Source organism: Streptococcus infantis (genome assembly GCF_047465525.1).
In the GTDB taxonomy this organism is placed as follows: Bacteria; Bacillota; Bacilli; order Lactobacillales; family Streptococcaceae; genus Streptococcus; species Streptococcus infantis_R.
The window spans coordinates 1-14363 of sequence record NZ_JASGZS010000038.1; the positions used below are offsets into that span (position 1 = coordinate 1).

At 38.9% G+C, this 14363-nt stretch carries 15 protein-coding genes and 1 pseudogene; 8 read left to right on the forward strand and 8 right to left on the reverse strand.

Going from position 1 to position 14363, the window contains the following annotated elements:
* Window positions 1-167: pseudogene (locus tag QM374_RS09960) on the forward strand (IS5/IS1182 family transposase); the annotation flags it as partial.
* Between the two features lie 106 nt (window positions 168-273).
* Here QM374_RS09960 and QM374_RS09965 read toward each other — a convergent pair.
* The 5 genes from QM374_RS09965 to QM374_RS09985 all read right to left on the reverse strand — a co-directional run bounded on the left by QM374_RS09965 (window position 274) and on the right by QM374_RS09985 (window position 6164).
* Window positions 274-1185: a DMT family transporter gene (locus QM374_RS09965; RefSeq protein WP_414311644.1), complete on the reverse strand. Its 912-nt coding sequence runs from the start codon at window positions 1183-1185 to the stop codon at window positions 274-276.
* A gap of 9 nt (window positions 1186-1194) precedes the next feature.
* Window positions 1195-2127 carry a serine hydrolase domain-containing protein gene (locus QM374_RS09970; protein WP_414311645.1) on the reverse strand — a complete coding sequence of 311 codons (933 nt, stop codon included), beginning with the start codon at window positions 2125-2127 and terminating at the stop codon, window positions 1195-1197.
* Window positions 2124-2849 carry a CppA N-terminal domain-containing protein gene (locus QM374_RS09975; protein WP_414311646.1) on the reverse strand — a complete coding sequence of 242 codons (726 nt, stop codon included), beginning with the start codon at window positions 2847-2849 and terminating at the stop codon, window positions 2124-2126. The genes QM374_RS09970 and QM374_RS09975 overlap by 4 nt, the downstream gene beginning before the upstream one ends.
* 258 nt (window positions 2850-3107) lie before the next feature.
* The gene (locus QM374_RS09980; RefSeq protein WP_414311647.1) at window positions 3108-3926 is read right to left on the reverse strand and encodes an endonuclease/exonuclease/phosphatase family protein; all 819 of its coding nucleotides are present in this window, start codon (window positions 3924-3926) and stop codon (window positions 3108-3110) included.
* A gap of 51 nt (window positions 3927-3977) precedes the next feature.
* Window positions 3978-6164, reverse strand: a complete 2187-nt coding sequence (locus QM374_RS09985; protein WP_414311648.1) for a PTS transporter subunit IIBC — start codon at window positions 6162-6164, stop codon at window positions 3978-3980.
* 200 nt (window positions 6165-6364) lie between these two features.
* On the opposite strand from QM374_RS09985, the gene QM374_RS09990 reads away from it, so the two are divergent.
* The 6 genes from QM374_RS09990 to QM374_RS10015 are packed head-to-tail and all read left to right on the forward strand — an operon-like array spanning window position 6365 to window position 11204.
* On the forward strand, window positions 6365-7312 hold the full coding sequence (locus QM374_RS09990) for a TIGR01212 family radical SAM protein (RefSeq protein WP_414311649.1): 948 nt from the start codon (window positions 6365-6367) through the stop codon (window positions 7310-7312).
* A complete protein-coding gene (locus QM374_RS09995) occupies window positions 7296-7853 on the forward strand; it encodes a class I SAM-dependent methyltransferase (protein WP_414311650.1) in 558 nt (185 codons plus the stop codon). Before QM374_RS09990 ends, QM374_RS09995 begins: the two co-directional genes overlap by 17 nt.
* The gene (locus tag QM374_RS10000) at window positions 7846-8100 is read left to right on the forward strand and encodes a hypothetical protein (protein WP_223139941.1); all 255 of its coding nucleotides are present in this window, start codon (window positions 7846-7848) and stop codon (window positions 8098-8100) included. The genes QM374_RS09995 and QM374_RS10000 overlap by 8 nt, the downstream gene beginning before the upstream one ends.
* 11 nt (window positions 8101-8111) lie before the next feature.
* Window positions 8112-10166: a cation:proton antiporter gene (locus QM374_RS10005; protein ID WP_414311651.1), complete on the forward strand. Its 2055-nt coding sequence runs from the start codon at window positions 8112-8114 to the stop codon at window positions 10164-10166.
* Between the two features lie 31 nt (window positions 10167-10197).
* On the forward strand, window positions 10198-11061 hold the full coding sequence (locus QM374_RS10010) for a YihY/virulence factor BrkB family protein (protein ID WP_281335070.1): 864 nt from the start codon (window positions 10198-10200) through the stop codon (window positions 11059-11061).
* A gap of 20 nt (window positions 11062-11081) precedes the next feature.
* Window positions 11082-11204 carry a hypothetical protein gene (locus QM374_RS10015; protein ID WP_007554566.1) on the forward strand — a complete coding sequence of 41 codons (123 nt, stop codon included), beginning with the start codon at window positions 11082-11084 and terminating at the stop codon, window positions 11202-11204.
* 83 nt (window positions 11205-11287) lie between these two features.
* Here the strand turns inward: QM374_RS10015 and QM374_RS10020 are convergent, their stop codons facing one another.
* Window positions 11288-12229 carry an ATP-grasp domain-containing protein gene (locus tag QM374_RS10020; protein ID WP_281335069.1) on the reverse strand — a complete coding sequence of 314 codons (942 nt, stop codon included), beginning with the start codon at window positions 12227-12229 and terminating at the stop codon, window positions 11288-11290.
* Between the two features lie 14 nt (window positions 12230-12243).
* Window positions 12244-13497, reverse strand: coding sequence for a dicarboxylate/amino acid:cation symporter (locus tag QM374_RS10025; RefSeq protein ID WP_414311652.1), 1254 nt, complete (start codon window positions 13495-13497; stop codon window positions 12244-12246).
* Window positions 13498-13748: 251 nt separating this feature from the next.
* Here QM374_RS10025 and QM374_RS10030 point away from each other — a divergent pair, with 251 nt between their 5' ends.
* Complete coding sequence (locus QM374_RS10030) at window positions 13749-14102, forward strand: DUF3397 domain-containing protein (protein ID WP_414311653.1); 354 nt, start codon at window positions 13749-13751, stop codon at window positions 14100-14102.
* A 165-nt stretch (window positions 14103-14267) separates the two neighbouring features.
* Here the strand turns inward: QM374_RS10030 and QM374_RS10035 are convergent.
* The coding region (locus tag QM374_RS10035) for an IS3 family transposase (RefSeq protein WP_195327149.1) at window positions 14268-14363 on the reverse strand (96 nt) is incomplete at its 5' end.

Below are 14363 nucleotides of genomic sequence, written 5' to 3' on the forward strand. Positions count from 1 at the left end.
TGGCCAGACATCGCTATAAAATCGAAGCGAAGAATGCCGAACTAAAACAGAGACATGGCTTTGATGTTGCAAGGGCATCGGGTCTTTTCAACATGGAGTTACAGGCAGCCACAAGCATCTTTGTGGTTAATATGAAACGAATTATGACCCTAATAAACACAAAATAACCGAGGAATTCGCTCAAATTGATGAGTGGTTCCTCGGTTTTCATTTTATTAAAAGTAAGAGAGTTACTTTTTCAGTGGGCTTCTTATCAAAGACTGTTTTAATCCATTAAACGGAGTGATGTTTCTTTTCCAACATTAGATCCTTCAATGAAATGATAGTCACGGCTAGTAAAATCATTGCCATACCAAGAAAATCTACAGGATAAAAGATATCCCCCATAATCATGAAGGCAAAAAATACTGCCGAGATAGGCTCAATTGAAGCCAAAAGGCTAGACTTGACTGGTCCTATCATACTGGCTCCCTTGAGGAAGGCTGTATAGGCAAAGACCGTTCCAATCAGAATGATGCCTGCAAAAGCTAGAATGGTATCAAAAGCTAAGGGGACACTTGCACCGATAATTCCTGTAAAAGGCACTGCTAAAAAACCAGAGATGGTCATTCCAACACCAATAACCAATATGCTCCCCCATTTTTGAATCAATTTTATGGGTAAAATGATATAAAGAGCATAGGTTAAGGCTGAGAACAAGCCCCAGAATAGACCAGCTGGAGTCATCGAGAGTTGATCCAATTGCCCATGTGTTGCAATGAGAAAGGTCCCACCTATAGCTAAAAACATAGAGATGATTTCTGAAAGCGTCGGAGCCACCTTATCCTTGATACAAGTGTAAGCAAGGATTCCAACTGGACAGACATACTGAAGTACTGTCGCTGTCCCAGCATTTGTCTCCTGAATAGCTGATAGATAAGCTAATTGATTTAGAAAAAGACCAAATAAAGAAAATAGCAAGAGAGAAAACAGGCTTGATTTATCCTTCAGAAAGGCCATAAGTTTATCCCTTGATTTAGTATAAGCCAGAAGAATCAGGAGTAAACCAGCAATTATCAAACGGATATTGGTCAGAACTAGGGCTGATATTCCATGAGCCATCAGGTACTGACCACTGGTTCCCGATAAGCCCCAGGCAATACCTGCAATGACAGTATAAAGAGTTCCTTTTAAAACTTTTGACATACTTCCTCCCTAGTCTGCCTCTCGAATCAAGTCCATGACCTGATTACGATCCAAAATCCACTGGGCACGCTCATCTTTTTCATAAGTTCGATTAGATAAAAAGATAGCAGCTTCTTGTTTCTTACGATTCCACATGATAAAGGTCCCAGTATAGCCTGTATGGTCCAGCCAATCACCTTCAAGATTCCAGGCCAATGAGCGTTCTTTATCATTCAGATCCGAAAAATTCTGACTCAATCCTTCAGCAAAATCATCCTGCAAATAATGCTCTAAGAAAATTTTTAAATCATGAACTGTTGAAAACAAACCTGCACTTCCAGCATGTTTCCCAAGCACACGAGCCTTGGGATCATGTACCACTCCTGCTTTCTGTCCACGAACGGTTGGAACAGCACAGCTAACTGGACCAAACTGAGTTTCCTTCATTCCCCAAGGATCCAAAACTTGCTCTTGTAAAATCTGATCCAAGTCCTTTTCAAAATAGTTTTCCAAGAGAAAACCGAGCAAGAGAAAATGCACATCCGAGTAGAGAAAGGCTCTCTTCTCTCGGCGATTAAGATGATACATGGCATTCCTCAACTGGTCGGCTGAAAGCTGATCCCTATTGGGGATATAGGGGTCCAATTCTGTCGCATGCGTTAGGAGTTGACGAACAGTGATGTCTGGATAATCTACTTCTGGAAGATAGTCTCTTATGGAGTTATCAAGCTCAATCTTACCTTCCTTCCACAAGAAGGTTAAGACCGTTCCTACTCCAACAACCTTGCTGACACTTGCCAAATCATAGACCAAGCCCTCACGCGTCTGTTCACCAATTTCTGGGTTTGCTTCTCCTAGATACCAGTCAGACCAAACGCCATCCTGATAATATGCAAAAGAGGCACCAGGATAAATCCCTGCCTCAATTTGTTGCTTTATTTTTTGAATGATTTTTTGTTTCATACTGCTTCAAACCACAATTCAATATTGTTGGTATCCTTAGTGAGGAAAAACTTCTCAGATTTTGGAATAAAGTAACCAGCTTCTTCAAAACGCTGACGCAATACAGCAAGATCCAAATTCTCTACTTGAAATTTTAACATGGACAAGTCCCAAGTTACATTATTTTCCACCAGCAAATCACTTCCTTGGGCTTTTTTGAAAGCTAGTCGGTTTTCGATTTCTTCTTTTTCAAGCAGACTAGCTGTCTTTTCTGGCAAGTTAATTTCCACAGAGATTTCAAAGGCTGTCAAATATCTCAGTTCCTCATCTTTTGAAAAAGTGACTTCTTCTTCAACCTTTTCCAAATCTCTAATATCATCTTCCGCATGAACAAGGACACAATCGCCTTCTGGAGAAAGAAGCTCAAAAGCATATCCCTTGTTTCCTTTGTAGAGGCGAGGATGTTTTTCCATTCTAGCTAGTAAGGCTTCAATTTCAGATGGCTTCTCTACCTTTACAAGTAATCTAGCTAATTTTTTAATCCCTTCAACCTTACGGCTTCTCATACTTGGTGATTCTTCTAAAACTAACTTTTCAATACCTGATTGGTCTCCTAGTGATAAGAAGGCTGACTCTTCAAGCAAGGGTTTCATCCCCAAAGTCTCGATATAAAATGATTCATTTAAATTTCTATTATTTACCTTTAGCGTCGGGATCATACGCTTTATTTGATTTACAATCATAAATTCCTCCAACACTTTTTATTTTAAAGGATTTTATCTTTTTTTACAAGTTATTCAATAAAAAACTTTAACTATATTAACTCCTTAAATAAATCAAGAGGCTGGGCAAAAAGTCTTTAAAATCATAAAAACGCATAGTATCAGGTATTGAACAACCTTGATACTATGCGTTTTATTGTAGGAAGATTTACTTGATTTTCTCCTAAAATTGAGTTTTTGCCCAATCTCGACTGGTTTGTTTTTACTAAAATACCTTATTTAATCTTTCCAAGATAGTGTTGCTTGGAGACCGTAATGATCGCTCACCTGTGGACTATTTTTACCATCAAAAACTACGTGAAGGTTTTCTACCTGCACATCCTTTGTCGTAAAGATATAATCGATTCGAAGAGGTTCGCTGTTCCCCTTCCAACCATCAATTTCAGGCGGAACGGTAAAGCTTCCACTTCTTTCTTTTGCAACTTCAAAAGCATCTTGTAAGACTAGTGGACTAGCTAGAATGGCTTGATAACCTTCCTGACCAGCAGGATTATTGAAATCACCTGCTAGTAAGAGTGGCTTGTTCAATTCTTTCAGAACCGCTTCAAAGCGCGCCCACTCTTCTTGGAAGCCTTTATCCCACCATGAAAGATGGACACTGGCAACTGCAAGCTCCTTACCATCTACTACAGTTTCAGCCAAGGCCACACGACGTGTATGATAGTCTGTTGGATCATCGACATCTGAAACCAAAATTTCACGAGCTTCAATTGGTGTTTTAGAAAGAATTGCCACACCCTCATGATAGCGATCATAACCGATATGGTTGTAGGCCCAAGTCCAATAATAGTTTTGACCTTGCTCAGCCAACTTCTCTACCAAAAGTCGCACATAGTGGTCTTGATGAATCGGCTCAGCCGATGGTAATGGATGATAAAGTGGGCCTGTTTCTACTTGAGCTGAAGTGATTTCTTGGTTGATTTCCTGAAAACAAATCAAATCATAACTGTTTTCAAGTATATCTTGAAGTAAAAATTGAAACTTTTGTTCAGGATCTTTTTCCATCCAACTATGGGTATTCAGTGTTAAAAACTTCATTCTTTTCTCCTATAAACAAGAGGTTGGAAATAGCTTCCAACCTCCTAAATATTACAATTCTACTTTTGCAACTGCTGTTTTAGCAGCAAGAGAACCTGTTTTTTCTAATTTAACTGATTTGATCGCATCACCATTTGTGAAGACAACCACAGTTGTGGTTTCACGTCCTGCTGCACGGATAGCATCCAAGTCAGCTGTGACAAGAAGATCACCTGCCGCAACTTTTTGTCCTTCAGCAACATGAACTGTAAATGGTTTTCCTTCAAGACTTACTGTGTCCAAACCAATGTGAACAAGTACTTCAAGACCTGCTTCAGTCACAAGACCAAGAGCGTGTTTAGTTGGGAAGATGCTTGATACAGTACCTGAAACTGGAGATACAATGTTTCCGTTTGCTGGTTCCACTGCAAATCCATCACCCATCATTTTTTGAGCAAATACTGGGTCTTTTACTTGTTCCAAGGCAACCACTTGACCGTCAGCAACTGAATAAACTTCTTCAGTTACACCTTTATATACAACAGCATTTTTAAAAGATGATGCCATTTGACTTGGAAGAGTTTCAGGAATCACTTCACCTGAGTCAAGAAGGTCTTGAATATCTGATTTCAAAACATCAGCTTTAGGTCCATAGATAGCTTGGACACCTTGTCCTTTCATGACAAGACCCATAGCTCCTTCAGCTTTCCATTGTTCTTCTGTTCCGACTTTTTCAGCGTCTTTTACAGTAACACGAAGACGAGTCATACATGCGTCAACGTCAACGATGTTAGCACGTCCACCAAGAAGGTTGATGATGTTAACAGCTTGAGAAGCTTCTGCAACTTTTGACTCACCAGAAGCAGCAGATTCTGATGAACCTTCAGCAGTTTCGTAGTTTCCGTTACGTCCTGGAGTAGCATAGTTGAATTTTTGAATCATGAAGTTGGCGATAAAGTACATGATAACTGCAAATAGTGCTGTTACCCAGATAAAGTTAATGATATCCATACCAAGACCAGCATTGATAGCTAGTGGAGTACGAGTCAAGAATTCAATTGAACCGAATGAGTGCACACGAAGGTGAACAATATCAGCCATAGCAAAGGCAGCACCTTGAACAACAGCGTAGACAAGGTAAAGAGGTGTTGCAACGAACATGAACATATATTCAATTGGCTCAGTAACACCTGTCAAGAAAGTTGCAAGAGCTGTCGCAATCATCATACCTTTGTATTGGTGTTTCTTGTCTGCTTCAACATTACGGTAAATAGCAGCAGCCACACCCATCAAAATACCGAATGAACCAATCATTTGTCCAACTTTGAAACGAGCTGGATGAACTGTATCTAGCAATGTTTGGTATTGACTAGCATCAGTACCTTTAAGGTTTACAAGGTCTGTTACCCATGCAAGCCAAAGTGGATCTTGTCCAAATACTTGAGTGCCTTTTGCTGCACCAGTTAAAATATCGTAAGTACCACCAAGAGCTGTATAGTTCATTGGGATAGTCAACATGTGGTGAAGACCAAATGGCAAGAGCAAGCGTTCCAAAGTACCATATAAGAATGGTGCAAGTACTGGTGCTGTTTCTTGTGAATTGGCAATCCAGATACCGAAGTTGTTGATACCTGTCTGAATCAGTGGCCAGAAAGCTGAAAGAAGAATTGCAGCGATTGCTGAGCGAAGAATAACTACAAATGGTACAAAACGTTTCCCGTTAAAGAATGAAAGTGCATCAGGAAGTTTACGGAAGTTGTAGTATTTGTTAAAAGCAGTCGCTCCAACAAAACCTGAGATAATCCCTACAAATACCCCCATGTTAAGCGCTGGTGCCTCAAGTACGCTAATGAAGTAATCAGAAACCTTGATAGATCCACCAAAGATTGTTGAAACCATAGCGTTAGGATCCTTCAACATATCCCCTGATACACCGAAGATTGTACCAGTGATACGGTTAATAAGGATAAATGCAAGACCTGCCGCAAAAGCACCACCAGCACGTTCCTTAGCCCAGCTTCCTCCAATAGCAAGGGCAAACAAAATATGAAGGTTACCGATAACACCCCAACCAATTTGCTCTAGTACGCCACCAGTAATAACTAGGGGAGCAAGGTTTGGGTCAATCATTGCAAGTGACTTACCGATTGAAATCATCAATCCAGCCGCTGGCATAACAGCGATAACCACCATTAGAGCCTTACCGAATTTCTGCCAAAACTCGAAAGACAAGACATTTTTGAATGTATCTTTCATCATTCAAATCTCCTTTATATTTATTCGGCAAACGTTTTACGAAAACGTTTGCGCATGTTTATGTTTTAATTTTACCACTTTTTATTTTTTTGTAAAGGCTTTTATAAAAAAAATTTGACTTTTTCTTTCGCTTCACTTTCTGGTAGGCTATCTCTTACTGACCATTTTTGAGTTTACTGCCATTTTTTGTTATAATATTAGCTATGAAATCCTATAATACCTTGAATGATTATTATCGAAATTTATTCGGAGAAAAAACTTTTAAAGTTCCTATTGATGCTGGCTTTGACTGTCCAAACCGTGATGGAACTGTAGCACATGGGGGCTGTACTTTTTGTACGGTTTCTGGTTCTGGAGACGCAATCGTTGCTCCTGATGCCCCTATTCGCGAACAATTTTATAAGGAAATTGACTTTATGCATCGTAAGTGGCCAGATGTTAAAAAGTATTTGGTTTACTTCCAAAATTTTACCAATACTCATGAAAAGCTGGAAGTGATTCGCGAGCGCTATGAACAAGCTATCAACGAACCAGGTGTAGTTGGCATCAATATTGGAACTCGACCAGATTGCCTTCCTGATAAGACAATTGAATACTTGGCAGAATTATCAGAGCGAATGCATGTTACCGTAGAGTTAGGCTTACAAACTACTTACGAAGAAACTTCAGAATTGATTAACCGCGCCCACTCCTATGAACTCTACGTGGAGACTGTCAAGCGCTTGAGAAAATATCCTAAAATCGAGATTGTTGCCCATTTGATCAATGGTTTGCCCGGTGAAACTCATGAAATGATGGTGGAAAACGTTCGACGTTGTGTAAGGGACAATGATATCCAAGGGATTAAACTTCACCTACTTCACCTCATGACCAACACTCGAATGCAACGCGACTATCATGAAGGTCGTTTGCAGCTCATGAGTCAGGATAAATATGTCAAGGTCATCTGTGACCAACTAGAAATTATTCCCAAGCATATCGTTATCCATCGGATTACGGGTGATGCGCCTAGGGATATGTTGATTGGTCCTATGTGGAGTCTCAATAAATGGGAAGTTCTAAATAGCATTGAGGCTGAAATGAGACGACGCGGTAGCGTCCAAGGATGCAAGGCTGTAAAACAGGAGTTTATGAATGAAAAGACCACTTGAAATGGCGCATGATTTTCTTGCCCAAGTCATCACCCAAGAGGATATTGTCGTTGATGCGACCATGGGAAATGGCCACGATACCCTTTTTCTTGCCAAGTTAGCTAAACAAGTCTATGCTTTTGACATCCAGGAACAAGCTCTGGAAAAAACAAGTCAACGTCTCCAAGAAGCTGGTTTGACCAATGCAGAATTAATCCTACAAGGTCATGAAACCGTGGATCAGTTTGTAACTGAGGTGAAAGCTGCCATCTTTAATCTAGGTTATCTTCCTTCAGCTGATAAAAGCATTATCACCCAACCTCAAACAACTATTGAAGCACTGGATAAACTTTGCCAATTGCTAGTTAAGGGTGGACGAATAGCCATCATGATTTATTACGGGCATGAAGGCGGAGATATCGAACGGGATGCAGTCATGGATTTTGTCAGTCACTTACCACAACAAGAATATACTGCTACGATCTATCGCACTCTCAACCAAATCAACAATCCACCATTGTTAGTCATGATTGAAAAATTAGAAAGGTATCGACATGGATAAACAATACCTACGAGATAAAATAGAAAATCTACGTCACAAATTTGTCGAATCAACTCAACATGAACGGGCAGTTGGTATGTTAGATGAAGCTCATATGAGCAAGAAGATGCTGAAAATCAAGAAAAAAATGATAACACTTGAAATGGAACGTTGCCAGAAGAAAATCGAGCATAAAGACTGCTCGAAAATTGATCAAAAAATCCAAGAACAAAAAGAACTTTTTGAAGCTTGTCGAAAACAAAAATAAGGAGGTAGAAGATGGATTTACTTTTTTATCTCTTGATATTTTTACTTGTTCTCATTGTTTCTAGTACGACCAATAAACTTCTTCCCTTCCTACCCATGCCCCTGCTTCAGATTCTTCTGGGAATCGGTATTGGTCTTTGCTTACCTAATAACCAATATCACTTAGATACTGAGTTGTTTCTAGCTTTAGTTATCGGACCGCTCCTCTTTCGAGAAGCTCAAGAAGCAGATGTAACCTCTATCTTAAAACACTGGAAAATCGTTCTCTATCTAATTTTCCCTGTCATCTTTATATCTACTCTAAGTATGGGAGGACTTGCCCATGTCCTTTGGGCGAGCTTACCTTTAGCTGCCTGCGTAGCCGTAGGGGCTGCACTTGGTCCTACTGACCTGGTTGCCTTTGCTTCCCTTTCTGAACGATTTACCTTTCCAAAACGAATTTCAAATATCTTAAAAGGGGAAGGACTCCTTAATGATGCTTCTGGGCTAATTGCCTTTCGTGTTGCTCTCATCGCATGGACAACGGGAACCTTTTCAATCGCTCAAGCAGGAATTTCCCTAGCTATTTCCATCGTTGGAGGGTTTGCAGTCGGCTTTATAACAGCCTTAATCAATCGTTTCCTCCATACTTTTCTACTCAGTGTTCGAGCTACTGATATAGCTAGTGAACTCTTGCTTGATCTTAGTTTACCACTTTTAACATTCTTCATCGCTGAAGAGATTCATGTTTCTGGAATTATCGCAGTCGTTGTCGCTGGTATTTTAAAAGCCAGTCGTTTTAAAAAGATAAATCTTCTCGAAGCTCAAGTGGATACAGTGACCGAGACCGTTTGGCACACTGTAACCTTTATGCTCAATGGTTCTGTCTTCGTACTGTTAGGAATGGAACTGGAAATGATTGCGGAGCCGATTCTTAAGAGTGCTTTTTATAACAATGTGCTTCTTCTCGTCACAGTCTTTCTTTTAACCTTCCTACTCTTTGCCATCCGCTTTGTAATGATTTACGGCTTTTACGCGTTTCGAATAAAGAAACTTCAAAAAAGTCTCCACAAGTATGTCAAAGATATGCTTCTCCTTACCTTTTCTGGAGTTAAGGGAACAGTTTCTATTGCTACTATCCTCTTGATACCGTCTAACTTAGAGCAGGAATATCCGCTCCTTCTCTTCCTCGTAGCTGGTGTAACCCTGGTCAGTTTTCTTACTGGTTTATTGGTCTTGCCACACCTTTCTGAAGAGCAAGAGCCATCTAAGGATCATCTCATGCACATCGCTATCCTAAATGATGTTGCAATGGAGTTAGAGAGAGATCTGGACCATACTAAAAACAAGGTTCCACTCTATGCTGCGATTGATAACTATCATGGACGGATTGAAAATCTCATCCTCAGCCAAGAAAATAAAGAAATCCAAGAAGACTGGGAAGCTCTTAAACTCTTGATTCTCAGTATCGAGAACGATGGTTTGGAACAGGCTTATGAAGAGGGCAAAATCGGTGAAAGAGGTTATCGTGTTTATCAACGGTACTTGAAAAGCATGGAAAAAAATATTAAGCGAAACTTTGCTTCTCACCTAACCTACTACTTCCTTGTTTCTATTCGGATTGTACGTTTTCTCCTACACGAGTTGCTCACATTTGGCAAACCCCTCCGTTCCTTGAAGAACAAAGAAACCCAAAGACTTCTGGCCATTGACTATGACCAGATTGCTGAACTCTATCTAGCCAACACTGAAATCATCATCGAAAGTTTGGAAAACCTCAAAGGGATTTATAAGAGTTCTTTAATTAGCTTTATGCAGGAATCGCGTCTCCGTGAAACCAGTCATATTACCAGTGGTGCCTTTGTGGAACGGGTTATCAATCGTATCAAACCCAATAATATCGACGAAATGTTGAGAGGATACTATCTAGAACGTAAGTCTATCTTTGAATACGAGAAACAAAAACTTATTTCAGCCCAGTATGCTAAAAAACTGCGACAAAATGTGAACAACCTAGAAACCTATTCTCTAAAAGAATCAGCCAACACACTGCCTTATGATATGATGGAATTAGTTCGCAGAAATTAAGATTTAGGTTACTATTGTGGAGGATTATGCAATGAAAAAGTTGTGGAAACAACTAACTAATAAGCCCTTATTGAAAGCTTTTTTACACTACTATCATGTTTCAGATATTGAATTAACCAGTGTAACTGTGGCTTATTATTGGTTGATTTCAATCTTCCCTTTACTTATGATAGCCGTCAATATCTTGCCTTATTTTCAAATTCCGATCTCTGATTTCTTGATCACACTAAAGGAATTTTTACCAGATACGATCTATGATGTAGTAGCAAAGATTGCTCGTGAAGTGCTGACACAACCATCTGCTGGACTCTTGAGTTTTGCGGTGATATCAGCTCTTTGGACATTTTCAAAATCCATGAATTTTCTTCAAAAGGCTTTTAATAAAGCCTATGGAATCGCAAAAAATAGAGGAATTATCTCACACCAACTGATGAGTCTCCTAGTTAGTTTGGGACTTCAAATTCTCTTTGCTCTTGCCTTATTCCTAAGTATGTTTGGTCATATGTTGTTGGATCTGATAAAAAACTACTGGAAATCCGAAAGTTCTCTATTTGCATATTTACAGGATTTTACAGGACCGCTGATTTATGTCTTTCTGTTTGCGATCTTGATCATGCTCTATTATTTCCTTCCAAACGTGAAAATCGGTCGTATTCGTTACGTCCTTCCTGGAAGTCTATTCGTACTTCTTACTCTCATATCTCTATTAACGATCTTTTCAGCTTATTTCAACAATTATGTTAACTATCTAGTCGACGTTCGATTTTTCAGTTCCATCATCGTTGTTGTCATGATGTTCTGGTTTATAATTATTGCCAAGATATTGATTATCGGTGCAGTGATCAATGCCAGTGTTCAAAGCCTTAAGGATCCAGATTTTAAAGCAAAGCAATAATTTTTATCGATTAATACTCAATGAAAATCAAAGAGCAAACTAGGAAGCGAGCCGCAGGTTGCTCAAAACACCGTTTTGAGGTTGTGGATAGAACTGACGAAGGCAGCTCAAAATACTATTTTGAGGTTGCAGATGGAAGCTGACGTAGTTTGAAGAGATTTTCGAAGAGTATAAACAAATCAATCCCCCAGTTATTTGATACTGGGGGATTTTTGAATTTCATAGTTTATTGTCCACTCGTTAGGGCTTGCAATTCTGTTTTTAGATAGTGAGCCAAATGTTGGTGAGCAAAAATATTGGCATTCTTTTCTGCGGTAGGATTGTAGTTTGTGTTGGTATTTACATCATAAACATAAATATCACCGCTCTCTGACTGAACCCATTCAATAGCCGCAACTTCAATCTGAGCATTTTTAAGGAAGTTTTCATAAGCTTCTCTTCGAGAATCTGGTAGAGGTTCTGTAATCTGGAATTTTTCAGACGTTTCTAGTTGTTCTGGTCTCTTGCCAATTTGACAACCATCTGCTGGGCACAATTGGAAACCATCTGAAGAATCGATTGAAACAGTATAAAGGAACTTCTGATTGATAAACTCTGAACGACGGATGCGTCCATCACTTGGCTTGATGTAGGCTTGTAACAAGGTAATCCCGTCCACTGATGGTTCAAAGAGAGGGCTATTGACATAAGCTTCCAGTTCTTCTTCATTTTGGAAGAGTTGAACGCCTAATCCCTTACCTGCTCGATTGTGCTTAGTAATCAAAGGATAGATGTTCAATTTTCTTGCTGCTTCAATGATATTTTCTTGGCCCAGAACTGCAACTGTCGCAGGAGTCTCAATGCCTGACTCGTTTAACTTCAAATATTGTTTGACTTTACTGATCTCTAGGTTGATGGCACCAGTTCCATTTACAACCTTGCGTCCATGTGCTTCTAACCAAGTAATCACCTGCTCTGTAAATTCTGGTGCATAGCGATGTCCTCTGGTGTGAGAAGACGCAGACATGCGATTGTAAAAGATACCTTGTGGTGGTGGGCTTTGAAGGTCCAATATACCACTAGATAAATCCCACAGTTCATAAGGGACTCCTAGTTCTTCCAACCATTTGACCAAATGCTGGGTCCATTCAAGATTCTCATGAATTACATAAACTTTTGCTTCACTCATTACTTATAAACTCCTTAAAAAAAGCTGACTGATAATTGGCTTTCCTTTTCTTCTTCTAAAATATATCCTTCTGTTTTTTCAATAACGCCGACTGTTAAGATTTGACCTAAAACATTATTGATCATAGTACGGCCAGCATTGACAAAGAAATCAACTGCAAAGATCAAGGCTACTCCTTCAACTGGCAAGCCCAGTTGAGGTGCTGCAGCTAATAGAACCACGATAGCTCCTGATGGTACGGTTGCCGCAGTTTTTCCAATCAAGGTCAAAAGCAAAACAGTAAACAAGAGACTTGATAATGAAAATTGAATGCCGTAGGCATGCGCAATAAAGATTGTCGCTACTGAGAAGTAAACCGCTGCTCCCTCTAAGTTAAAAGTATATCCTAAAGGAACAACTAAATCAATTGTATGCTCGTCATGGCCCTGTTTTTTCAAATCTTTAAGAAGGGATGGCAAAACAACACTAGAACTACCAGTAACAAAGGCCAGGGTCAAGAGACTCAAATTTTCACGAAAGGCTGACAAATATGGTACTTTAAAGAATAGAGCAATCAAAGGGAAAATAAGGAGAACCAAAACAGCATAAGCCAAGTAAGTTCCGATTACAAATTGACCAAGCCCAATCAATTTATCAAGGCCAGTCGTTGCAACATCTTTGGCGATAAATCCAAAAATCCCAATCGGTGATAGTTTAACAATCACTGTAACAATCTTGTAGATGGCCTCAATCCAGATTTGGAAACCTTCGATAATTTTCTGAGATTTCTCAGACTTAAGGTTACCAATTCCGTAACCAAGAAAGATAGCAAAAACGATAATCGGCAATAGGGCGCCATCTGAAAGAGATTTGACGATATTTGATGGAATAAAACCAAGCAAAAATTCGCTAAATTTGACATTATTGGCAATTCCATCAAGGTTTCCACCAGTTTGACCAATGTTCACTCCTTGACCAAATCCTAAATAGTAACTAGCAAATACAAACAAAAGAGTAATTGCAGTTGTTACTGCGAAAAAGTAAACCAAACTCTTAGTCAAGATTTTCCCAAAAGATTTTTTCCCGATAACACCGGCTACTGCAACAACGATAGTTGGGAAAAATAATGGGATGATGACCATGTTGATCAATTTAATAAAGGCTTGTCCTAAAAATTGATAAAAGCCTGCAAATTGTGGCCAGATGACTGCAGCAATCACCCCCAAGACCAAAGCCACCAATAATTGAATTCCTAGTGAGAGTTTTGACCATAAAGTAACTAATTTCATAAGAAACTCCTTTGTTTTATTTGCTACTCATTCTACTACTATTCTTCACTTCTGACTAATATATATTTTCTATGTTGAACATAAAAAAGATTTATATTGAGAGTTCAAACTATCATCGTACCGAACACATGATTCATTCTGTTCAAGCAGGAATTATAAAATCTGTTTCTTACCAATGATTTTTTGCTAAAACAGTGATAAATCACGGAATTTACTTTTCTATTCTCAAAATTTTATGATACAATGATGGTATGATTTTAATGAAACTTGCTTCCATCTTGCTTTTGGTACTAACCTTAGCTCTGACGATTATTTTAAGCAGACTCTTTAAGTTAAAGAAAAGGGGCATCAATGCTGCTGATTTAGCTTTTCCTTTTCTAATTTTTGAATATTATTTGATAACGGCTAAGATGTTTACACACAATCAACTTCCCGTATTGGGAACGGCCTTATCAATACTAGCAATTGTGTTAGTCTTTTTCTTCTTAAACAAAAGACGTAGCTTTTATTATCCCAAATTTATTAAATTCTTTTGGCGAGCTGGATTTTTACTAACACTGCTCATCTATATCATCATGATTGTTCAAATTTTCATGGTGAAATAGATGACATTACCATACAAGTTGCCAGCACTTTTTCGTTAACTACTAAAACTTCCTGTACGAAGCACTTTTTTGAGAAAATCATAAAGAAAGAAAAAATAGGAGATAGAACAAGTGAAAAAAACGCTCTTGGCAAGTGTACTGACCCCAAAAAGTTAGACAATTAATTTAAGCAAAGGATTTAGTTCTGTATTGTACAGGACTAAGTCCTTTTAGTTTTACCTTAATTCGTTTGTTGTTGTAGTAATCAATATAGTCTACAAT

Coding starts and splice junctions, on each gene's coding strand:
- QM374_RS09965 (WP_414311644.1), bottom strand. CDS start 1,185: ATGTCAAAAGTTTTAAAAGGAACTCTTTATACTGTCATTGCAGGTATT.
- QM374_RS09970 (WP_414311645.1), bottom strand. CDS start 2,127: ATGAAACAAAAAATCATTCAAAAAATAAAGCAACAAATTGAGGCAGGG.
- QM374_RS09975 (WP_414311646.1), bottom strand. CDS start 2,849: ATGATTGTAAATCAAATAAAGCGTATGATCCCGACGCTAAAGGTAAAT.
- QM374_RS09980 (WP_414311647.1), bottom strand. CDS start 3,926: ATGAAGTTTTTAACACTGAATACCCATAGTTGGATGGAAAAAGATCCT.
- QM374_RS09985 (WP_414311648.1), bottom strand. CDS start 6,164: ATGATGAAAGATACATTCAAAAATGTCTTGTCTTTCGAGTTTTGGCAG.
- QM374_RS09990 (WP_414311649.1), top strand. CDS start 6,365: ATGAAATCCTATAATACCTTGAATGATTATTATCGAAATTTATTCGGA.
- QM374_RS09995 (WP_414311650.1), top strand. CDS start 7,296: ATGAAAAGACCACTTGAAATGGCGCATGATTTTCTTGCCCAAGTCATC.
- QM374_RS10000 (WP_223139941.1), top strand. CDS start 7,846: ATGGATAAACAATACCTACGAGATAAAATAGAAAATCTACGTCACAAA.
- QM374_RS10005 (WP_414311651.1), top strand. CDS start 8,112: ATGGATTTACTTTTTTATCTCTTGATATTTTTACTTGTTCTCATTGTT.
- QM374_RS10010 (WP_281335070.1), top strand. CDS start 10,198: ATGAAAAAGTTGTGGAAACAACTAACTAATAAGCCCTTATTGAAAGCT.
- QM374_RS10015 (WP_007554566.1), top strand. CDS start 11,082: ATGAAAATCAAAGAGCAAACTAGGAAGCGAGCCGCAGGTTGCTCAAAA.
- QM374_RS10020 (WP_281335069.1), bottom strand. CDS start 12,229: ATGAGTGAAGCAAAAGTTTATGTAATTCATGAGAATCTTGAATGGACC.
- QM374_RS10025 (WP_414311652.1), bottom strand. CDS start 13,497: ATGAAATTAGTTACTTTATGGTCAAAACTCTCACTAGGAATTCAATTA.
- QM374_RS10030 (WP_414311653.1), top strand. CDS start 13,749: ATGATTTTAATGAAACTTGCTTCCATCTTGCTTTTGGTACTAACCTTA.